Origin of the sequence: Roseinatronobacter sp. NSM, assembly GCF_052379845.1 — a bacterium.
Lineage (GTDB): Bacteria > Pseudomonadota > Alphaproteobacteria > Rhodobacterales > Rhodobacteraceae > Roseinatronobacter.
The window spans coordinates 23,153-43,892 of sequence record NZ_JBQTCF010000017.1 but is presented as its reverse complement, the minus strand read 5'-3'; the positions used below and the strand labels follow the sequence as shown (position 1 = coordinate 43,892).

Here is a 20,740-nt window from a genome sequence, read left to right as displayed (position 1 = left end):
TCTGCCAGTGACCCATTTGCCAACAAGTCTACACTCATGCGCCATAGTCTACCGACAATTCCGCAATTTTATGTGACTGCCCCGCAACCCTGCCCCTATTTGAAGGGACGCATGGAACGCAAGCTGTTTACCGCATTGCAAGGCGATCAGGCAGAGGCGATGAACGACACCTTGTCCAAGCAAGGGTTCCGGCGGTCCCAGAATGTGCTGTATCGCCCGTCCTGTTCTGACTGTCGCGCCTGTTTGTCCGCGCGCATTCGCGTGGCCGATTTCGCGCCATCGCGCAGCCAGCGGCGCACCCGCAAACGCAACACGCTTCTGTCGCGCGAAGTCACCAGTGCATGGGCCACCGAGGAACAATATGATCTGTTCCGCAGCTATCTGGACAGCCGACATGCCGATGGCGGAATGGCCGACATGGACGTTTTTGAGTTCGCGGCCATGATCGAGGAAACCCCCGTGCGCACCCGCGTTATCGAATATCGCAGGCCCACCGACACCAGCAGCAGAACCCTGTCAGCAGTGTGTTTGACAGATGTTCTGGATGACGGGCTAAGTCTGGTCTATTCCTTTTTTAACCCGGCCATGGAAAAACACTCGCTTGGTCAATACATGATCCTGGACCATATCGAATTGGCGCGCGCGGCGGGGTTGCCTTTCGTGTATCTGGGCTATTGGGTGCCGGGCAGCCCGAAAATGGACTACAAGGCGGGCTTCAGCGCGTTGGAAGTGTATCACGAAGGGCAATGGGGCGACCTTGGCGACCCGTCCGATTATTCCAGCGCCACGCACCCGTTATCCGTGCCCCCCATTGCCGAACAGGTCACGCAACTGGTCATGCCGCGTGAAATGTCCGCGCCTGTGGGCCTGACCCAGCGGATACCTGTGCGCGACTGACCAGACCGGCCGCCGCCCCGCGCACTCACTGCGGGCGAAAGACTTTCCACGCCAGCATGACCCGCGCCACAGCCGTAACAAGGCACAAGACCCCGAAACCGACTGCAAGCGGCACGAACCAGCCGGGAAATATGCACAGCACAATGAAGAAGGCAATTGTTTCCGTGCCTTCCAGCAGGCCGCCCGTGAAATACAGTGATTTCACGCCATATGCGGTGCTGCGCATCTTGCGCCGCTCTGCCAGAATGGAGAAGCCCAGAAACGACCCTGCATTCACATAGAAGCTTAGCAGCAAGAACGCCCCCGCCACCCCGTGCGCAGCAGGGTCCAGAATGACGAATGCCAACGGAATGGCGGCATAGAAAACATAATCGCAGGTGATGTCCAGATAGCCGCCAAAATCACTGACCCCATGGGCGCGTGCAACCGCCCCGTCCAGCCCGTCCGCCAGCCGCGACGCCGCAATCAGCAGCACCGCAACAATATAGGCCTGCGCCACCACAGCCCCCGCTGCCGCCAGCCCGAAGCCAAGCCCCGCAAGGGTGATTGTATTCGCGCTGAACCCCCATCTGGCAATGCGCCCCCCGATCCGGTTCAGCGGCGGGTCAATCAAGGGGCGTATATGACGGTCCAGCATGTCTTTGGCCTTTCGCCTGCGGGGGCATCTTATCGTCGGTATCTGGACTGCGCGACTTTGCATATTGGCATGCGCCTGTGCGGGCCTGTCCTGATGTGCAGGCCGTGCAGGCAAGTGCAGCTTATATGCCGATACGCACGGTCCGGGTAGGATGTTTCAATAATAATGCGGCTATACTGCGCACCAAGTTATTTTTTATGTGAAACAGTTTGCGTTGCGTTGCGTATATACGGGAAAGAACCGCAAACAGGACATGCTATGAAAACCTTTATACTGGGAACCGGCATCGCGCTTGGCGCGCTTTTGACTGGCCCTGCAACCGCACAGGATAGTGACCCGAAGGATTGGGCAGGCGTGGTGCAACAAGCCCGCGGCCAGACTGTGTATTGGCACGCATGGGGCGGGGATGCGCGGATCAATGCCTTCATCGCGTCGGTGGGCGATGATCTGCAGGCGCGCTATGATGTGACATTGGAACATGTGCGGCTGGCCGATACCGCTGATGCGGTCACCCGCGTCATTGCCGAACGCAGCGCGGGCCGCGATGATGGCGGCGCGGTCGATGTGATCTGGATAAACGGGGCCAATTTCGCCGCGATGAAGGATCAGGGCCTGCTATTCGGCCCGTTTGCGCAGGATCTGCCGAACTGGGGGTTGGTCGATACAGATGCAAACCCAAGCATCTTGGTAGATTTCACCTTGCCGGTTGACGGGTTCGGCAGTCCTTGGGCCATGTTTCAGATGGTGTTTGAATATGACAGCGCCATCCTGCCGGAACCGCCGCGCACGCTGGAGGCGTTGCGCGCATGGATTGCGGAAAATCCGGGGCGCTTCACCTATCCGCAACCGCCGGATTTTCTGGGTACCAGTTTTCTGAAACAGGCGCTGTATGGCGTGCTGGATGACCCCGCCATTCTGCTGGCCCCGACAGATGATGTGAATTATGATGCGGCCACCGCGTCCCTGTGGGCCTTTCTGGATGAGATTGCGCCCAATCTGTGGCGGCAGGGGCGCACCTATCCGGCCAATGAACCCGCATTGGGGCAATTGCTGGCGGATGGGGAAATTGACATTGCCTTTGCCTTCAACCCCGGTCGGGCATCGGCCGCAATTGCCGATGGCGAATTGCAAGACAGCGTGCGCACTTATGTGTTTGATGACGGGACGCTGGCGAATTCGTCCTATCTGTCCATCCCCTATAATGCCGCGAACAAGGCAGGCGCTTTGGTGCTGGCCAATCTGATTCTGGACCCCGAAATTCAGGCCCGCGCACAGGACCCTGATGTGCTGGGCTTTCAGACGGTTCTGGGGCTGCATTTGCTGGACGCGCAGGACCGCGCGCGGTTCGATGCGCTGGAACTTGGCATTGCCACCCTTGCGCCCGACCAGATGGGCGCGGGCCTGCTGGAGCCGCACCCCACATGGATGACCCGCATTGCCGAAGACTGGGCCGCGCGCTACGGCACAGGGCAGTAACATGCACCCCCCGCGCGGCTGGTCGCTGGTGCCATGGGTCAGCGTTGCAGTTCTGGCCCTGCCGGTGCTGGCGGGCCTTGCGGGCGTTATAGCCCCCGCCTTTGGCTACATGCCAGCCTTGGGCGGGCATGCTGTCACGCTTGATGCGTGGCGCGCAACCCTTGGCTGGCCGGGCCTGCCCGCCGCGATGCGCCTGTCGGTTGTCACGGGTGTAACTGCCACCGCGCTGTCGCTGACCCTGACCCTGCTGATTGTGGCGGCATGGCAGGGCACGCGCAGCTTCACCTGGGTGACACGCGCGCTTGCGCCCTTGTTGGCGCTGCCCCATGCGGCAGCCGCGTTCGGGCTGGCCTTTTTGATTGCGCCTTCGGGTTGGGTGGCGCGCGCCCTCTCGCCTACAATCACAGGCTGGGACCGCCCGCCCGACCTGCTGATCGTCAATGACCCGTGGGGGCTGGCGCTGGTTGCGGGGCTGGTGGTCAAGGAAGTGCCGTTTCTGCTGTTGATGACGCTGGCCGCATTGGGGCAGTCCGACAGCCTGCGCAGCCAGCTTGTTGCGCGGTCCTTGGGCTATGGGCGCGTGACGGGATGGCTGAAAACCGTGTTGCCGCGCATCTACCCGCAGATCCGCCTGCCGGTTTATGCCGTGCTGGCCTATTCCATGTCTGTGGTGGATGTCGCGCTGATCCTTGGGCCGACGCGCCCGCCGACATTGGCAGTGCAGATACTGGACTGGATGACCCGCCCCGATCTGGCCATGCGCTTTCAGGCGGCGGCAGGCGCAGTGGTGCAACTGGCGCTGGTGCTGGGGGTGCTGGGCCTGTGGCGGCTGGGGGAACATATGCTGGCGCGCCGGGGGCGCGTCTGGGTGGCCAACGGGGGGCGCGGCGTGCTGGCCGAGCACAGCTTGCGGCCACTGGCGGCCATGGGCGCGCTGGTGGTGGGCGGGGCCGTGGCGCTGGGGCTGGCGGGGCTGGTGGTGTGGTCCTTTGCCAGCATGTGGCGGTTTCCCGACCTGCTGCCGCAAAGCTGGGCTTTGCGCAACTGGACAAGCCAGATGGGCAGCCTTGGCCCCATTGCGCGCGACACCACGCTGATTGCGCTGGGCGCAACCGTCATGGCCATGGCGCTAAGCCTGTCGGTGCTGGAAGCAGAAGCGCGCGGGCACAAGACCCATGCCGTCGCGCTGATTTACCTGCCGCTGATTGTGCCCCAGATTGCGTTCTTGCCGGGGCTTGCCAGTTTCGCGCTGGCGCTCGGGCTGGATGGGTCGCGGGGGGCGGTCATGGCGCTGCATCTGGTGTTCGTGCTGCCCTATGTCTATCTGTCGCTGGCCGATCCCTGGCGCGCATGGGACGCGCGCGCGGGCCTGTGCGCGCAGGCGCTGGGGGCGGGGCCATGGCGGGTGCTGTGGGCCGTGCGCCTGCCCATGCTGACACGACCGCTTTTGATTGCCTTTGCGGTGGGGTTTGCCACATCTGTGGCGCAATACCTGCCAACGCTGCTGATCGGGGCGGGGCGCGTAACAACTGTGACCACCGAAGCGGTGGCGCTGGCCAGTTCAGGCAACCGTCGCCTGATCGGGGTGTGGGCCGTGGTGCAGATGGCGCTGCCGATGCTGGTATTCGCGCTGGCCCTTGTGCTGCCCGCCTTGCTTTTCCGCCGCCGCCAAGGCATGCGCATAACATGACCCTGCGCCTTGAAAACCTGTGCATCACGCTGGCGGGTCGCGTGCTGGCGAAGCTGGACCTAAGCGTGTCCGGCGGCGAGGTGCTGACCATCATGGGGCCGTCAGGATGCGGCAAATCCACTGTTCTTGCCGCGTTGATAGGGGCCCTGCCGCCTGCGTTCAGCCTGCGCGGGCATATCTGGCTGGATGGGGTGAATGTGACACAAACGCCCACCCATGCGCGGCGCATGGGCATTCTGTTTCAAAATGACATCCTGTTCCCGCATATGTCAGTTGCGGGCAATCTGGGGTTCGGGCTGCCCAAACGCGTGCCTGACCGCGCCGCGCTGATTGACACGGCCTTGGCTGAGGCCGGGCTGGCAGGCATGGGCGCGCGCGATCCGGCCACCTTGTCGGGCGGGCAACGTGCGCGCGTGGCGTTGATGCGCAGCTTGCTGTCTGCCCCGCGCGCGCTGCTGCTGGACGAGCCGTTTTCCAGTCTGGACAGCGACCTGCGCGCCAATATGCGCCAGTTCGTGTTTGACCGCGCCCGCGCGCGGAACCTGCCGGTTATTCTGGTCACCCACGACCATGATGATGCCCGCGCTGCGGCGGGGCGGATCATCACAGTTATGGGGCAGCCGGTCACAGCATGACACGCCACGTTCCACCCCGGTATTGCCGGTTACTTTGCGCAGCACGCGTCAGCGGTTCCAGAACCTTAGCCGCGCAGGGGCCATGCCGCGGCCGGGTTTTGCAGTGGCGGCCAGCATGGGCGCGGGGCCGGGGCTTATGTGAATGGGGGTGCCATTGCGCACCATGGCATAGATATCTTCGATCTCGCGGTCGCTGACGGCAATACAGCCATCGGTCCAGTCTCCGCGCGCATTGCGGAATTCCGGCCCGCGCCCGTGAATGAAAATATCGCCCCCCGGCCGCCAGCCATTTTCGCGCGCGTGGTGTTTGTCCGCCTCGTTGGGGTAATCAATACCAATGGACAAATGGAAGCGGCTGTTGGGGTTGCGCCGGTCAATGATGTAATTGCCTTCCGGCGTGCGGCGGTCGCCTTCGCGTTCCTTATGCCCCTCGGGGTTGCCGCCCAGATCCACCTCGAAGACGCGCAGCAATTGGTCATGGTGCCACAGTTCCATGCGCCGACTGGCCTTGTAGACCATCACTTGCGTGACTTCGGGACCGGTATAGGTGCGGAACTTGCTGGGCTTGGTGGCGCATGCAGACAGGGCAACCAGCATGGCCACAGCTGCGATCAAACGGAAAACCAGCATTTCTGCCCCTGAATTTTTATTCAGCCATGCCCGAATTCCGCGATTCTGCCAAGCTGTTTAACACACCCGATCACGCAACCGTGTCAGTGTGGCCTCAGCGTTTTTCCGTCTGGTTCAGGCGGGTTTCGATGGCAGCAAGGCGGCGCAGCACTTCGTCACGGTAATCTTCGGTCGCCTGATTGCTTTCGGCGGCATGCGCGTCCTGCATGGAATTGACAATCAGACCCACAAGCAAGTTGACCACCGCAAAGGTGGTGACCATGATGAACGGCACGAAAAACGCCCATGCATAGGGATAGGCTTCCATCACCGGGCGCACAATGCCCATGGACCATGATTCCAGCGTCATGATCTGGAACAGCGTGTAGGCCGAATTGCCCAGATCCCCGAACCAGTCGGGGAAGCTGTCCTTGAACAATTTGGTGGCCATGACCGCGCCGATATAGAACAACATGCCCATCAGCAAGAACACCGACCCCATGCCGGGCAGGGCCTTGATGAACCCTTCGACCACGCGGCGCAGGTTGGGGCTGACCGACACCACGCGCAGCAGGCGCAGAATGCGCAAGGCGCGCAGCACGCTGAACCCCTGTGCGCCCGGCACCAGTGAAATACCCACAATCAGGAAATCAAAGACATTCCACCCCGACCGGAAAAACGACAGTCGGTGCGCGTGGAACTTCAGCGCGATTTCCAGCACAAAGATGGTCAGGCAGATCCTGTCCAGCGTCAGGATCAGTGTCCCTGCAAGGTCCATCAGGGTATCAGATGTTTCCATCCCCAATAATGCGGCATTGAACACGATTATCCCGATAATGCCGTTGCGCACCCATGCCTGTTCCAGAAAGGCGGCAGTCTTTTCGCGGCTGAACATCGTCTTTCCCCGTATCACGCTGACTGGATGCGATATGCTATTTCGTGAACTGGGCTGCAAGCTCCAGATGGGGGCTGAAGCGAAATTGATCGACCACTTGCACCCAATCCAGCCGATAACCGCCCTGAACCAGCAATTTTGCATCGCGCGCAAATGTCACGGGGTTGCACGACACAGCCGCAATGCGGGGCACGCGACTGGCGGCCAAGGCGCGCATCTGGGTTTCTGCCCCGGCGCGCGGGGGGTCAATCACCACCGCGTCAAAGCGCGCCAGATCTTCGGGCAGGATGGGGTTGCGGAACAGATCGCGCATCTGGGTGGTGATGCGCTTCAGGCCCTGTGCCTGTCGCCAGCCCGCATCAAGGGCGCGCAACATGGCCGCATCGCTTTCCACCGCCAGTATTTCGGCATTCTTGGCCAGGGACAACGCGAATGTGCCGCAGCCCGCGAACAGGTCGGCCACCTGGGCGGCAGCGCCGATTGCGTCGCAAACAGCGGCCTGCAAGGCGGCTTCGGCGGGTTTGGTGGCCTGCAGGAAGGCACCGGGCGGGGGGGTGACCCGTGCGCGCCCGATGGTGTGAAAGGGCGGCTGCGACTGCGCAATCACATCGCCATCCCATGCAAGGCGCGCAAGTCCTGACTGTCCGGCCCATTGCCCCAGCCGGGCGCGCAGGGGGTCGTCCAAGGCCTTGCCGCCGGTGACTGCCAGATCAAGCCCTGCTTCTGACACGGTCAGCGACAGCGACAATTCCCCCTTGCGCGACCCTTCGCGCGCGGTCAGGTCCTGCAGCAGGGGCAGGGCCGCGACCAAGGCAGGGTCCAGGATCAGGCAGTCGGGCACTGCCGTCAGCACATCCGATGCACGGGCATGAAAGCCCACCATGGCCCCGTTTTTCAGCCTGCGCCCGGCAAAACCCGCGCGGCGGCGGCTGCGCAAGGGCGAAATATGCGGCGCGCGAAACGGCGCTTCAATGCCCTGCGCCGCCAGTGCCTGCCGCAAGATGCCCTGCTTCCAGTCGGTGACAAAATCATCCTGCGCATGCTGAAGCGCGCAGCCCCCGCAGGTGCGGTAATGCGGACAGGGCGCTTTGATGCGCTGCGGGGACGGGGTAAGAATGCGCGGCGCAGCGATGCGCCCGTCGGTTACTTGCCCTTCGACCACTTCGCCCGGCAGGGTGCGCGGCACGAAAACCGGCCCTTCGGTAATGCCATCGCCCTGATGGCCCAGTCGGGTGATTGTCAATGTGGCCATGCCGGGGGAATTTCCGCTATTGCTGATACTGTGTGCCAGATACGGTGCCCTTAGGCCGCTGGCAAGTCATCATCACAGCCCAGAAAGCCCCCTGACTGGCGGTCCCAGAACCGCGCATACCTGCCACCCTGCGCAAGAAGCGCGTCATGGGTGCCCTGTTCGACAATCTGTCCTGCCTCCAGAACGATAATCCGGTCCAGCTGCGCGATGGTCGACAGGCGGTGCGCGATGGCCAGAACGGTTTTTCCTTCCATCAGCGGCTCCAGCGCGGATTGCACGGCTGCTTCCACTTCGGAATCCAGCGCGGATGTCGCTTCGTCCAGCACCAGAACCGGGGCGTTTTTCAAAAACGCGCGCGCAAGGGCGATGCGCTGGCGCTGTCCGCCCGACAGGCGCACCCCGCGTTCGCCCAGATGCGCGTCATAACCCTTGCGCCCTTCGTGGTCCTGCAGGTCCTTTATGAATTCATGTGCTTCGGCAGCGCGTGCGGCTGCTTCGACCTGTTCGCGTGTGGCATCGGGCTTGCCATAGCGGATGTTTTCAAAGGCAGATCGGTTGAACATGGCCGTTTCCTGCGTGACCATGGCAATGTTGCGCCGCAGGCTTTCCTGCGTCAGGGTGCGAATGTCCTGCCCGTCCAGCGTGATGCGCCCGCCTTCGACATCATACAAACGCAGCAGCAAGGCCACCAAGGTGGATTTGCCCGCACCCGATGCGCCCACAATGCCGATTTTCTCACCGGCGCGGATATGCAGCGACATATCGCTGACCCCGCCACTGCGCCCGCCATAGGCGAAATCCACCCCGTCAAAGTGGATTTCCCCGTCTGCGCGGCCCAGTCCCACGGCATCGGGCGCGTCGGTCAGGTTGGGCGCGGGGGTCAGGGTTTTCATGCCGTCCTCAATCTCGCCCAGATTGCCGTAAATGGCCATCAGAACGAAACTGACCCAGCCGGTCATCTGCGCAATGCGAATGGCCACGGCACCGGCCGCAGCAATGCCGCCCGGCGTGGCCGCGCCCATCGTCCACAGCCAGATTGTGCCCCCGATCAGCAGCACTGGCAGCAGCCCCGCCACCACCATCAGCCAGAAGCGGAACAGTGCCTGCACTTCGCCAAATTCGATGGCACGGTTGCGGAAAATGCCCATCGCGTTCAACGCGGCGCGGTCCTCGAACTCGGCATGGGCGAACAGTTTGACGGTTTTGATATTGGTGATGGTGTCGACCACCTGCCCGCTGACCTGTGCGCGCGCGCCCGCCCGCGCGCCCGCCGATTTGCGGACCTTTGGCAGGAAATACCGGATCAGGGCCAGATACCCCACCAGCCACACTGCCAAAGCAAACGCAATGCGCAGGTCAATTGTCAGCAACAACACCACCGACCCGATGATCGACGCCAGCGCGAAGGCCATTGTGTTGATGGTTTCATTGGCCACATCTGTCAGCGCGCGCGCTGTCTGGACCTGCTTTTGCGCAATCCGGCCCGCGAAATCATTGTCAAAGAAGGTGACGGGCTGGCCCAATGTCCAGCGGTTCAACCGCGATTGCACCAGCACATAGACATTGGGCTGCACCACAATCGCATTCGCCGCTGACGACATGCCAAACGCCAGCGGGCGCAAAATGATGAAGAACACCACAAAGCCCGCAATCAGCCCCAGATGCTGGCCGAAAAAGCCGGCGGGACCAGTTTCAACAACCGCATCAATGATCCAGCCCATCAGCAGGGCTGACACAACTTCTGTTGTGCCCACCAGCGCGGAAATGGCCGCCGCCAGCAGCAAGACAGGCCACGCGCCGCGCACAGACCACAGCATGAACCGCCATAAGCTGCGCGGCGGGGCGCTGTCGGCCGGGGCAAACGCATCGATCAGCCCCGCCAACCGCTGCGCGCCATCAGCGGCGCGGTATCTGGGCTGTGGCGGGTGTGTGTGGGTTTTTTGCAGCACGCGGCCCCTCTTTCACTTTTCATACATATAGGGGCGGGCAGGGGTATTGGCCAGTCAGGCCAGCAAGTCCTTGCGCGAAAGCTGCAGCTGGGACGCCAGCCAGCGCTGTTCAAGCGCCTTGAGTTCCGCGCCAAGCGCTGGCCCGCCCAGATGCGGCAGGTCCGCCGCGCGCACGGGAAAAACCGCCTGCGCCCCGCGCTGCAATTGCGCCTGCCAGTCAGGGGGCAGGGCGCTTTCCAGCAGTGCGGCGCGCGCCACAATAACATCCCCCCCCAGATCAACCCCAAGCCGGTAGCCCAGTTCCACAGGGCCTTGCAGGCTGGCAATACCGGCCTGTGCCTGCTTCAGATCGCGCGCTTCGCTGCGCGTCAGGCGCAGCCGGTCGCCCTGGCCGCCAAGCACCAGCAGGCGGCGCAGCCAGCGCGGGGGCAAGCCCCCTTCCAGATGGGTCAGCCGCGCCAGCGCCTGCGCATCCGCGCCCGGCAGAACCTGTGCCAGAACCCCGCATTGCGCCATGGCCGCAACCGCAGGCGCAGGGTCGGGGGCGGCCAGAAGCTTGCGCATTTCCGCGCCGATCCGTTCCGCCGACAGTTGGCCCATGCCCTGCGCCCCGCGCGCGCAAGCGTCCAGCGCGTCCGCATCCAGCCCTTGGGTAGGGTCGCCATATTGGGCGTGAAAGCGGAAGAACCGCAGGATACGCAGGTAATCTTCGTGAATGCGCGCGCGCGCATCGCCCACAAACCGCACCCGCCGCGCGCGCAAATCCGCCATCCCGCCCAGCGGGTCAAGGACAGTGCCCTGCGCATCGGCATAAAGCGCATTCATGGTAAAATCACGTCGCGCGGCGTCTTCTGCCAGATCGGTGGCAAAGGCCACGGTCGCATGGCGCCCATGGGTGGCCACATCGCGGCGAAAGGTGGTGACTTCAAACCCTTCGCCGTCCACAATCACGGTGATGGTGCCATGCGCCAGCCCCGTGGGCACCGCGCGCAACCCAGCGGCCTGCGCAAGCTCCTGCACCCGTTCGGGGCGCGCATCCGTTGCAATATCCACATCGGTGACCGCCACGCCCAGAACCGCATTGCGCACACAGCCACCCACCACATAGGCCTGATGCCCCGCCGCCCCCAACACGCCCAGCACAGTTTGTGTGCGCGGGTTTGTCAACCAGTCCCTGCTTATGGTTTGCATCGGTCCATCCTGCAGGCCAGACCGCGCAGAATGCGCGCAGTGGCCCCCCAAATGTAATATGGCCCCCATGGCACGACATAGAAATTGCGCCAGCTGCCCCGCCAGATGCGCCGTTCAACGCGAAAATGCGCAAGCGTCGTCAGGTGGGACAGGGGGACGCAAAACACCTCTGCCACCTCTCCGGGTTCGGGGCAGGGGATGAAATTGCGCGTGATCTGCGCCAGAACGGGGGTGACCTGAAACCCCGTGACAGTTTCATGCGGTGGCAGGCGGCCCAGAACCTGCACAGCGTCATGGGGCAGGCCGATTTCCTCTTGGGCCTCGCGCAGGGCGGTGGCCTCGCAATCCTTGTCCTGGGGGTCCTGCCGCCCGCCTGGAAAGGCGATCTGGCCGGGGTGGTGGCGCAGATGCGACGCGCGTTTGGTCAGGACCACTTGCGCGCCCTGCGGCCCGTGCTGCACCGCCACCAGCACCGCCGCCGGGCGCAACACGCGATCAGCGGCCAGATGAACTGCGGGGTTCAGGTCGAAATCGCTGGACGCACCCTGCTGGTGCGCGGCAAGGGCTGCGCGCAGATGCGACGTGACATCACCCGCCATTGCCCTCAAACCCCAGGGTTGCAGGGTCCATCGTGTAATGCGCGCCGCAAAACTGGCAATCCGCCGTCACAGTGCCGTCAGGCGTGGTCATGGTGGCAATATCCTTGGCCGAATAGATGGACAGCGAATTGCGCACCTTTTCTTCCGAACATGAACAGCCGAAATGGACTGCCTGCGGGTCGAAAACGCGCGGTGTTTCTTCATGGAACAGACGCAGCAACAATTCCGGCGGCTGCACTGTGGGGCCAATCAGTTCCAGCTCCTCGACCGTGTCCAGCAACAGATTGGCGCGGCCCCAATCCTCGGCCAGGGCGTCGCGTTCGCGTGGCGCTGCGCCCGATGCCTGGGGCATATGCTGCAACATCACGCCGCCTGCGCGCCATTTTTCATCCTGCCCGGCCAGAACGGACCGCCCGAAGGACAGCGCGAACCGCGTTGGCAATTGCTCGGACTGCTCGAAATAGGCTTCGGCGCAATCGGTCAGCGATGCCCCGCTTAACGGTGTGATCCCCTGATAGGGGGTCATGCCCTTGCCCTGATCAATTACAATGGCGAAATACCCCCGCCCGATTTGCGTATAAGGGTCGATGTCGCTGCGCAGGCGGTCGCGGTCAAAACTGGCATAGGCACGGATGCGCGCAGGCGCGCCCTCCGCAGTCGGGGCAATGTAATCGGTGGCAATCAGGCGCACTGGCCCGTCCCCGCGTATTTGCAGCGACAACCGCCAGCGCAGCTTGATGGTCTGGCCAATCATCGCGGTCAGCAAACAGGCTTCGGCAATCAGCGTTTCCACAAGTTCGGGGTAGTCATGGCGCGATAAAACCCGCTCCAACGCGGTATCAAGACGCGCCACGCGCCCGCGAATGTCGCTGCGATCCAGTTGAAACGGCAAAACCGTGTCGTCCCAGGCGATCTGGCCCCCGATACTCATAGCAGTGTTCCTTGCATATCCTGCGCCCTGCGCATGTCGGCAGGGCATTAAGCCCCGTCATATAGGAACCTTTCCCCAATGGCCAAGGGGGTCAACGCACCCAGTGGCCCATCTCGCGGATCAGGTTTTGCAATTTGCCATAGCTGCGCGGCAAACGCGCCCTGTCAAGCTGCGCGCGCAAGTCCCGCCCCTGATGCTTGAACACCATGCGCCGGAAGGACACATACTGGTTGAAAATATCCCATAAATGCGGCGCGCCCGTCACCTGTTCCAACACATCTACCGCTGCGTCACTGCCACAGGCATAAATAACGGGCAACGCGCGGTAATGCAGCGACAGCGCGCCATCCAACCCTGTGCCCGCCTCGGGCCGCCCCCCGCCAAGCTTTGCCACGACCAGCGGCAGCGCAATCTGGTCCAGCCATGGAAACAGCGCCTGTGTGGCCATATTCTGCGGGGGGCTGGCCGCAATCTCGCGGGCATAATGTTCAAACAGCGCGCCAAATTCCTGCGGGCATGGGCCAGTGAACCAGCCTGCGTTGAAATACATGTAGCGCCGCCAGTCATCATCCCCAAAACGCGTGTCCAGTGTGGGGCCAATATCCAGCCCGAAACGGTCATACAGCGCGCCCCATATCTCCGCAAATCCAGCCCCGTATAACGATATGCGCGGCCATGTGGGTTCCACCCTGACCGAAGCTGTGGGGCGCGCGACCGCCAGCCTGTCCAGTGGTCCGGTGATCAGCGTGTCCGTGTCAAAAAACGCGAAGCCCTCGCCCTTGGGCAACAGGCGCAACGCTTCGATCTTGTTGCCGTTGGGATATGCCCCCCCCCAGATGCGGGTGTGCAGCGGCACAATATCGGCCCCCAGCGCGCGCAATTCCCGCCGGATCGCGGGTCGGCTGATGCGCGGGTCTTCTTCCCATAGCGGGCCGGGCTGGGGTTCGGCGACAACCAGCCGCAAATCCCTGTTTTGCGAAAAATGCCGCAGCGACGCGGCAAACAACAAGGCTTCATATTGCAAACGCCCGGATTGGGCGATGATCAGAATATTGCGAATGGCTGTCACGGGCAGGGGCCTTGCTGGAATATCCCGAACTCTAACGTGCCCCGCCACATCCCGAAAGCCCTTTCATCTTGCCGCAAATACTCCGGGGGTGCAGGGGGCAGCGCCCCCTGCCTGTGCCCTGCCTGATTGCCTCAGCAATTGGGAATATTCACCGCCAGCCCCCCCAATGCGGTTTCCTTGTATTTTTCGGACATGTCCGCGCCGGTCTGGCGCATGGCTTCGATGCAATTGTCCAGCGGCATGAAATGTGTGCCATCCCCGCGCAGCGCCAGACTGGCCGCCGATACTGCCTTGATCGCGCCCAATCCGTTGCGTTCGATACACGGCACCTGCACCAGCCCCTTGACGGGATCACAGGTCATGCCAAGGTGGTGTTCCAGCGCGATTTCGGCTGCGTTTTCAATTTGCTCGGGCGTGCCGCCCAACACGGCCGCCAGCCCGGCCGCAGCCATTGCCGCCGCCGCGCCCACTTCGGCCTGACACCCGCATTCCGCCCCCGAAATGGACGCGTTATGCTTGATCAGCCCGCCAATCGCTGCAGCGGTCAGCAGGAAGTCATCCAGCCGCGCCACACGTGCGCCGGGCACATGGTCCAGCCAGTAGCGGATGGTTGCGGGCACCACGCCCGCCGCGCCATTGGTGGGCGCGGTCACAACCTGCCCGCCTGCGGCGTTTTCTTCGTTCACGGCCATGGCATAGACGCCGATCCAGTCATTGATCGTATGCGGCGCGGTCAGGTTCAGGCCCTGTTCGGTGCGCAGCGCGGTCAGAATGCCTTTGGCGCGTCTGCGCACATTCAACCCACCCGGCAAGGTGCCATCCGCCTGCAACCCGCGATCAATGCAGTCCGTCATCACCTGCCATATGCGGCGCAGGCCCTGATCCAGATCTGATGCGCTGCGCAGTTTCAGCTCATTGGCGCGTTTCATGGATGCGATGCTTTTGCCACTGTCGCGTGCCATGTCCAGCATTTGTGCGGCGGTATTGAACGGATAGGGGAAATCAGCGGCAGGTGCGGGCGGGGGGGCGCGCAACTCGTCGCCGGTCACAACAAACCCGCCCCCGATCGAGAAATAGGTTTCCTGCGCAATCACATCGCCCTGTGCATCCGTGGCCATCAGCACAAGGCCATTTGCATGGCCCGGCAGTGGCGGGCCGTAATCGAACACAAGGTCTGTGTCCGGGGCAAAGCGCAATTGTCCCAGACCTGCGGCGTCTATCCTGCCGCTTTGCCGGATTTGTGCCAGCGTGGTTTGCGCACGCTGCGCGTCATAGGCATTGGGCGTGAACCCCGCCAGCCCCAGAATGACCGCGCGATCTGTTGCATGGCCCACCCCCGTAAACGCAAGCGACCCGTGCAGGCTGGCGCGCAGCCCTGCAACCCCGAAGGGCAGTGTGCGCAAATGGTCCAGAAACCGGGCCGCCGCCACCATTGGCCCCATTGTGTGCGAAGATGACGGGCCGATCCCCACTTTGAACATGTCGAACACGGACAGAAACATCGTGCTGCCTTTTTGTTGGGTTGGTTTGGGTTCTTCTGCTTCAGGTATGACAGCTACACGCGGCGCTGGCCATAGGGCTGGCCGGGCGCGACATTTCCGGCGCGGTTTCTGACATGGGTGTATCTGCGGTTATGATGTGGTGAATCATTGCCCTGCGGGTATTTTCTGGCACACTAGGCCCATGATGCAAATATTTTCAAACCGGACCATGGCATTTTTGGGCATGCTTGCGCTTTTGGCGGGGTGCACGCCTGCGCTGTCCCCGCAAGCGGGGCGCGATCTGTTCAGCCAGAACTGTGCGGCCTGTCATGGGGGGGCAGGGCAGGGCGGCGCGCAGGTGCCCAATTTGACCACACTGGCGCAACGCTATGGCGGAACTTACCCGCAGTCCATGGTTCTGGACAAGCTGGACGGGTATGCGCGCGGGCAAAACGCCTATGCGGGGGCGGAAATGCCGGAATTCGGCCATTTGCTGACCGGCCCGTTGACGCGTGTGCAGACCGCGCGCGGGCTGTCGCGCCCGTTGCCGCAACACATTGTGGCGCTGGACGCCTATTTGCAGTCTGTTCAGCAATAGCACCATAGCGGGCGATTTGCCCTTAAAACCCGACCACAAACCGCCTATAAGCCGGGGCATATCGTAATGAGGGATTGCCATGACCGACCAGCTTACCCCTGTGGACCGCGCCAAATTCGCGGCCGCCCATTGTGCCGCAGATTTTGTTCAGGATGGCATGCGCGTGGGGCTTGGCACCGGGTCAACTGCTGCGTGGCTGGTGCGCCGTCTGGGGCAGCGGGTGCGGCAGGAAGGGCTGCGCATTATCGCGGTGCCCACATCGACGCGCACATCGCAACTGGCGCGCGAAGTGGGCATTAATGTTGTGTCGCTGGACGAAGCGCGCTGGCTGGACCTGACCATTGACGGGGCCGATGAATTCGATGCCGAACTGACCCTTATCAAGGGCGGTGGCGGCGCGCTGTTGCAAGAAAAGATCGTGGCGACCGCATCGGACCAGATGATTGTGATCACCGATGCCGCCAAGGAAGTGGCGACACTGGGCGCCTTTCCCCTGCCGGTCGAGGTGATTCCCTTCGGCTGGCAAGCGTCCAAGGCACTGGTTGAGGAGATTCTGGCGTCCATGGACGTGATGGGGCGGCAGTCCAGCCTGCGCATGAATGGGGACCAGCCCTATGTGACAGATGAAGGAAACTATATTCTGGATTTGGCATTGGGGCGTATCGGCAATGCGCGCCAACTGGCGATGGTGCTCAATCAGGTGCCCGGCGTGGTGGAAAACGGGTTGTTCGTGGATATTGCCGATCAGGTCGTCATTGGCCATGCGGATGGCACATGTGAAACCCGCGATTTGTCCAGCGGTGTGGCCGAAGTGAAAATGTCCCAGGTCGATCTGGGGGACACGCGCAATATATTCAGCGATCTGTAAGGGGTTGGCATGAGTTTTGACTATGATCTTTTTGTTATCGGGGGCGGGTCGGGTGGTGTGCGTGCCGCGCGGATTTCCGCATCTGAATACGGGGCCAAAGTCGCGCTAGCCGAAGAATACCGCATGGGCGGCACCTGTGTGATACGGGGGTGTGTGCCCAAGAAACTGATGGTCTTTGCCTCGGGGTTTCCGGGGGCGGTTGCCGATGCGCAAGCCTATGGGTGGGACGCGCAAATCGGTGCGTTTGACTGGCCGGCGTTTCGCGGCAGGCTGGATGCGGAATTGACCCGGCTGGAAGGGATATACCGCGCCGGGCTGGACCGCGCGGGCGTGACTGTGTTCGACAGCCGCGCCACGCTGGCTGATGCCCATACTGTCCAACTGGCCGACGGGCGCAAAGTGACCGCGCGCCATATCCTGATTGCCACAGGTGGCACGCCCGTCGTGCCCGCGAAATGGCGTGATATGGGGGCCATGACCTCTAATGAGGTGTTCTTGATGGACAGCCTGCCCAAGTCCATCCTGATTGTGGGCGGCGGCTATATTGCCAGCGAATTTGCCTGCATTTTTAACGGGCTGGGCGTCAAGACAACGCAGTTTTACCGTGGCGCGCAAATCCTGCGCGGCTTTGACGAAGAAGCGCGCGGGCATATCTCGGACGAAATGTGTGCCAATGGCGTTGATCTGCGTCTGGGAACCGACATTCTGGAAATGGAACGCCGCGAGGACGGCACCACATGGGTGAAGTCGACGACGGGCCATGATGCCACCTATGACGCCGTTATGTTCGCAACGGGCCGCAAACCCAATACTGACGGGCTGGGGCTGGACGCGCTGGGCCTTGAACTGGGGCGGGGCGGGGCCATTGCGGTGGACAAATTCAGCCAGACTGCGGTTCCGTCTGTCTATGCGGTGGGTGATGTGACCGACCGCGCCAACCTGACGCCGGTTGCCATCCGCGAAGGGCATGCCTTCGCTGATACGGTTTTTGGCGGCAAGCCCACATATTTTGATCACGGCCTTATTCCGACAGCGGTATTCACCCAGCCGGAATTCGGCACTGTGGGCCTGTCGGAGGAAGACGCGCGCGACAAGGGGCCAGTGCATGTCTATGCTGCGTCCTTCCGCCCCATGCACAGCCTGTTTGCCGGACGGCAGGGCCGCGCGCTGATGAAACTGATTGTCTGTGCGCGCACAGACAAGGTTCTGGGGTGTCACATTGTCGCGGATCATTCCGGTGAAATGATCCAGTTGGCCGGTGTGGCCATTGCCATGGGGGCAACCAAGGCTGATTTTGACCGCACTTTGGCGGTGCATCCGACCATGGCAGAAGAACTGGTAACGATGCGCACGCTCACGCGATCTTGGGGTGAGTAAGGGTTGAATTCGTGGTGGGCGAACCCACTTGATGTAAGAAATGAACGTAATCAAACAAAATGGAGTCCAGATGTCTGGAAACAACGGTGGACCTTGGGGAGGCGGCGGTAACCGCGGGGGCGGTAATCGTGGCAATGGTGGAAACGGGGGGCGCGGTCCCGGCGACCAGCCGCAAATGCCCGAGATTGATGAAATCGTGAAGAAGGGGCAGGAACAACTGCGCGTTCTGATGGGCGGTCGTGGCGGCACTGGCGGCGGGCGCGGCACTGGTGGGCCGGGTTTCTCGAAACGTGGGGCGCTGCTGGGGATGGTCGCACTGGTGGTGATGTGGGCGGTGGCGTCCTTTTACACAGTGCGCCCGGAAGAACGGTCTGTGGAACTGTTGTTTGGCCAGTATTACAAGACTGGCAACCCCGGCCTGAACTTCGCGCCTTGGCCGGTTGTGTCGCATGAAATTGTGCAGGTTACGACCGAACGTGTCACCGAAGTGGGCACAGGGCGCAGCGCGCTGGACACGGGCCTGATGCTGACCCGCGACGAAGCTGTTGTAGATATTGAATTTCAGGTGGTCTGGAACGTGACCGATCCGGCGCGTTTCCTGTTCAATCTGGCGGACCCGCGTGAAACGGTGCGCGCCGCGTCCGAATCTGCCATGCGCGACATTATTGCCCGTTCCGAACTGTCCCCCATTCTGAACCGGGATCGCGGGGCCATTGCGTCGGACCTGCGCGCGGCGGTGCAAGGGTTGCTGGACAGCTACGAATCCGGCATTTCCGTTATTCGCGTGAACTTCGACAAGGCCGACCCGCCTGAGCAGGTGATCAGCGCCTTCCGCGATGTGCAGACCGCACGCCAGGAACGCGACCGTCTGGAACGCGAAGCCGATGCCTATGCCAACCGCGTTCTGGCGCAAGCCCGTGGTCAGGCCGCGCAGGTGCGCGAAGAAGCCGAAGCCTACCGCGCTGAAGTTGTGAACAACGCCCAAGGTGAGGCGGCGCGCTTTGTCTCGGTGTATTCCGAATATGTGAATGCCCCCGAAGTGACGCGCAAACGTATGTATCTTGAAACAATGGAGCGTGTTCTTGGGGATATGAACCTGACAATTCTGGACAATGTGACCGGCAGCGATGCTGGCGGCAGCGGTGTGTTGCCCTATCTTCCCCTGAATGAACTGACCCGCCAGAGGAGCACCAACTGATGAAAAAAGCAGGTATTCTACTGCCGGTTCTGGTGGTCGCAATCATCACCGCGTTTTCGTCGCTGTTCATTGTGGACGAACGCGAAAACGTGCTGGTTTTGCAATTCGGGCAGGTGAAGCAGGAAATCAGCGACCCTGGCCTTGGGTTCAAGATTCCGTTCATTCAGGAAGTGGTCCGCTATGATGCGCGGATTCTGGGCTTGCAAACCCAGCCGCTGGAAGTGACCCCGCTGGATGACCGCCGCCTGGTTGTCGATGCGTTTCTGCGCTGGCGTCTGGAAGATGTCAGCCGCTTCCGCGAAGCAGTGGGCGTGGACGGTGTGCGTGCCGCACAAGTGCGCATGGACCGCATCATGAATGCCGCCATCCGCGAGGTTCTGGGGTCGGTGCCGTCCAATGCGGTGCTGTCGGAAGACCGCACATCGCTGATGAACCGGATTCGTGATCTGGCCCGCCGCGAAGCGCTGTCGCTGGGGATAGAGGTTATCGACGTGCGCCTGACGCGGACTGACCTGCCGCAAGAAAACCTTGAAGCGACCTTTGCACGCATGCGCGCCGAACGTGAACGCGAAGCCGCTGACGAACGCGCCCGCGGGAATGAGGCGGCGCAACGGGTGCGCGCGCTTGCTGACCGGACCGTGATTGAACTGGTCTCCTCGGCGCGGCGCGAAGGCGAGATTGTGCGCGGTGAAGCCGATGCCGAACGCAACCGCGTTTACGCTGATGCCTTCAGTCTGGACCCCGAATTCTTCGCATTCACGCGGTCCATGCAAAGCTATGAACGTGCCTTGCGGGGTGACAATTCGAACATGGTGCTGCGTCCGGACAGTGAATTCTTCACATTCCTGCGCGGTGACGGCATGACACAGGCCATTCTGGACACAGCAGACGCGGCCGCCGAAGAAATTGCCCGCGACCCCGACGCCGTGCGCCAGCGCGCACCGGAACCTGACGCCGAAGAACCCGAAGCCGTCCGCGAGTTGGAATCCATCATCGGCAATTAAGGGGCGCAGTGCGTGACCATATCAACACTGGTTCTGGCCCTCGGGCTGGTTCTGATCTTCGAGGGGCTGGTATTCGTGCTGGCCCCTCGGCGCATAGAAGAGTTGTTGCGCAGCTTCGCGGCGCTGTCCGTGGAAACCCGCCGTCTTATCGGGTTGATCGCGCTGGCCATCGGGGGAATTCTGATCACGCTGGCCAAAGTGATTGCCGCTTGACCGCGCGCGCGCACGCGGCGCCCTGCGGTCCGGGCATATTTTTATAACCCTGCGACATGTTGCATCCCGTCCGGGGCGCCTGGGCCACGCGCGTCTGAACTGACAATATTTCACATATGATTGAAAAACTGACACATGAATTGCGTTTGAACACTTAGTCTTTATCTATTC

Annotated in this window: 20 protein-coding genes; 10 read left to right on the top strand and 10 right to left on the bottom strand. The window is 62.2% G+C overall.

The window, feature by feature from the left end:
* Positions 1-36 precede the first annotated feature (36 nt).
* A complete protein-coding gene (locus ACTZWY_RS10780) occupies positions 37-897 on the top strand; it encodes an arginyltransferase (protein ID WP_444790712.1) in 861 nt (286 codons plus the stop codon).
* Between the two features lie 25 nt (positions 898-922).
* Here ACTZWY_RS10780 and ACTZWY_RS10775 read toward each other — a convergent pair whose 3' ends face one another.
* The gene (locus ACTZWY_RS10775) at positions 923-1,534 is read right to left on the bottom strand and encodes a CDP-alcohol phosphatidyltransferase family protein (protein ID WP_444790711.1); all 612 of its coding nucleotides are present in this window, start codon (positions 1,532-1,534) and stop codon (positions 923-925) included.
* 258 nt (positions 1,535-1,792) lie between these two features.
* Between ACTZWY_RS10775 and ACTZWY_RS10770 the strand changes: the two genes are divergently transcribed.
* Genes ACTZWY_RS10770 through ACTZWY_RS10760 form a run of 3 tightly spaced genes read left to right on the top strand, consistent with a single transcriptional unit; the run spans position 1,793 to position 5,335 of the window.
* Entirely contained in the window at positions 1,793-3,010 is a 1,218-nt protein-coding gene (locus ACTZWY_RS10770) for an ABC transporter substrate-binding protein (RefSeq protein WP_444790710.1), read from the top strand.
* A gap of 1 nt (position 3,011) precedes the next feature.
* Positions 3,012-4,700, top strand: a complete 1,689-nt coding sequence (locus ACTZWY_RS10765) for an ABC transporter permease (RefSeq protein ID WP_444790709.1) — start codon at positions 3,012-3,014, stop codon at positions 4,698-4,700.
* Positions 4,697-5,335, top strand: a complete 639-nt coding sequence (locus ACTZWY_RS10760; RefSeq protein ID WP_444790708.1) for an ATP-binding cassette domain-containing protein — start codon at positions 4,697-4,699, stop codon at positions 5,333-5,335. Before ACTZWY_RS10765 ends, ACTZWY_RS10760 begins: the two co-directional genes overlap by 4 nt.
* Before the next feature lie 48 nt (positions 5,336-5,383).
* Here ACTZWY_RS10760 and ACTZWY_RS10755 read toward each other — a convergent pair whose 3' ends face one another.
* The 9 genes from ACTZWY_RS10755 to ACTZWY_RS10715 form a co-directional block, all read right to left on the bottom strand.
* Positions 5,384-5,965, bottom strand: a complete 582-nt coding sequence (locus tag ACTZWY_RS10755; protein ID WP_444790707.1) for a L,D-transpeptidase family protein — start codon at positions 5,963-5,965, stop codon at positions 5,384-5,386.
* Between the two features lie 94 nt (positions 5,966-6,059).
* Positions 6,060-6,839 carry an ion transporter gene (locus tag ACTZWY_RS10750; RefSeq protein WP_444790706.1) on the bottom strand — a complete coding sequence of 260 codons (780 nt, stop codon included), beginning with the start codon at positions 6,837-6,839 and terminating at the stop codon, positions 6,060-6,062.
* 37 nt (positions 6,840-6,876) lie between these two features.
* Positions 6,877-8,091 (bottom strand): class I SAM-dependent RNA methyltransferase, encoded by a 1,215-nt coding sequence (locus ACTZWY_RS10745; protein WP_444790705.1) that lies wholly within the window; start codon positions 8,089-8,091, stop codon positions 6,877-6,879.
* Between the two features lie 50 nt (positions 8,092-8,141).
* A complete protein-coding gene (locus tag ACTZWY_RS10740) occupies positions 8,142-10,037 on the bottom strand; it encodes an ABC transporter ATP-binding protein (protein ID WP_444790748.1) in 1,896 nt (631 codons plus the stop codon).
* A gap of 57 nt (positions 10,038-10,094) precedes the next feature.
* Positions 10,095-11,231 (bottom strand): CCA tRNA nucleotidyltransferase, encoded by a 1,137-nt coding sequence (locus tag ACTZWY_RS10735; protein WP_444790704.1) that lies wholly within the window; start codon positions 11,229-11,231, stop codon positions 10,095-10,097.
* Complete coding sequence (locus tag ACTZWY_RS10730; protein WP_444790703.1) at positions 11,219-11,830, bottom strand: CoA pyrophosphatase; 612 nt, start codon at positions 11,828-11,830, stop codon at positions 11,219-11,221. Before ACTZWY_RS10730 ends, ACTZWY_RS10735 begins: the two co-directional genes overlap by 13 nt.
* A complete protein-coding gene (hslO, locus tag ACTZWY_RS10725; RefSeq protein WP_444790702.1) occupies positions 11,820-12,761 on the bottom strand; it encodes an Hsp33 family molecular chaperone HslO in 942 nt (313 codons plus the stop codon). The genes ACTZWY_RS10730 and hslO overlap by 11 nt, the downstream gene beginning before the upstream one ends.
* A gap of 91 nt (positions 12,762-12,852) precedes the next feature.
* Positions 12,853-13,830: a hypothetical protein gene (locus ACTZWY_RS10720; protein ID WP_444790701.1), complete on the bottom strand. Its 978-nt coding sequence runs from the start codon at positions 13,828-13,830 to the stop codon at positions 12,853-12,855.
* A gap of 131 nt (positions 13,831-13,961) precedes the next feature.
* Entirely contained in the window at positions 13,962-15,332 is a 1,371-nt protein-coding gene (locus tag ACTZWY_RS10715) for an L-serine ammonia-lyase (RefSeq protein WP_444790700.1), read from the bottom strand.
* A gap of 181 nt (positions 15,333-15,513) precedes the next feature.
* Between ACTZWY_RS10715 and ACTZWY_RS10710 the strand changes: the two genes are divergently transcribed.
* The 6 genes from ACTZWY_RS10710 (at position 15,514) to ACTZWY_RS10685 (ending at position 20,569) form a co-directional block, all read left to right on the top strand.
* On the top strand, positions 15,514-15,909 hold the full coding sequence (locus ACTZWY_RS10710) for a c-type cytochrome (protein ID WP_444790699.1): 396 nt from the start codon (positions 15,514-15,516) through the stop codon (positions 15,907-15,909).
* A gap of 79 nt (positions 15,910-15,988) precedes the next feature.
* Positions 15,989-16,777: a ribose-5-phosphate isomerase RpiA gene (gene rpiA / locus ACTZWY_RS10705; protein ID WP_444790698.1), complete on the top strand. Its 789-nt coding sequence runs from the start codon at positions 15,989-15,991 to the stop codon at positions 16,775-16,777.
* Between the two features lie 9 nt (positions 16,778-16,786).
* Positions 16,787-18,154 carry a glutathione-disulfide reductase gene (gene gorA, locus ACTZWY_RS10700; protein WP_444790697.1) on the top strand — a complete coding sequence of 456 codons (1,368 nt, stop codon included), beginning with the start codon at positions 16,787-16,789 and terminating at the stop codon, positions 18,152-18,154.
* A gap of 70 nt (positions 18,155-18,224) precedes the next feature.
* Positions 18,225-19,352 (top strand): FtsH protease activity modulator HflK, encoded by a 1,128-nt coding sequence (gene hflK, locus ACTZWY_RS10695; RefSeq protein ID WP_444790696.1) that lies wholly within the window; start codon positions 18,225-18,227, stop codon positions 19,350-19,352.
* On the top strand, positions 19,352-20,356 hold the full coding sequence (gene hflC / locus ACTZWY_RS10690) for a protease modulator HflC (protein WP_444790695.1): 1,005 nt from the start codon (positions 19,352-19,354) through the stop codon (positions 20,354-20,356). The genes hflK and hflC overlap by 1 nt, the downstream gene beginning before the upstream one ends.
* Positions 20,357-20,368: 12 nt before the next feature.
* Positions 20,369-20,569 carry a DUF2065 domain-containing protein gene (locus ACTZWY_RS10685; protein ID WP_444790694.1) on the top strand — a complete coding sequence of 67 codons (201 nt, stop codon included), beginning with the start codon at positions 20,369-20,371 and terminating at the stop codon, positions 20,567-20,569.
* Positions 20,570-20,740: the final 171 nt, after the last annotated feature.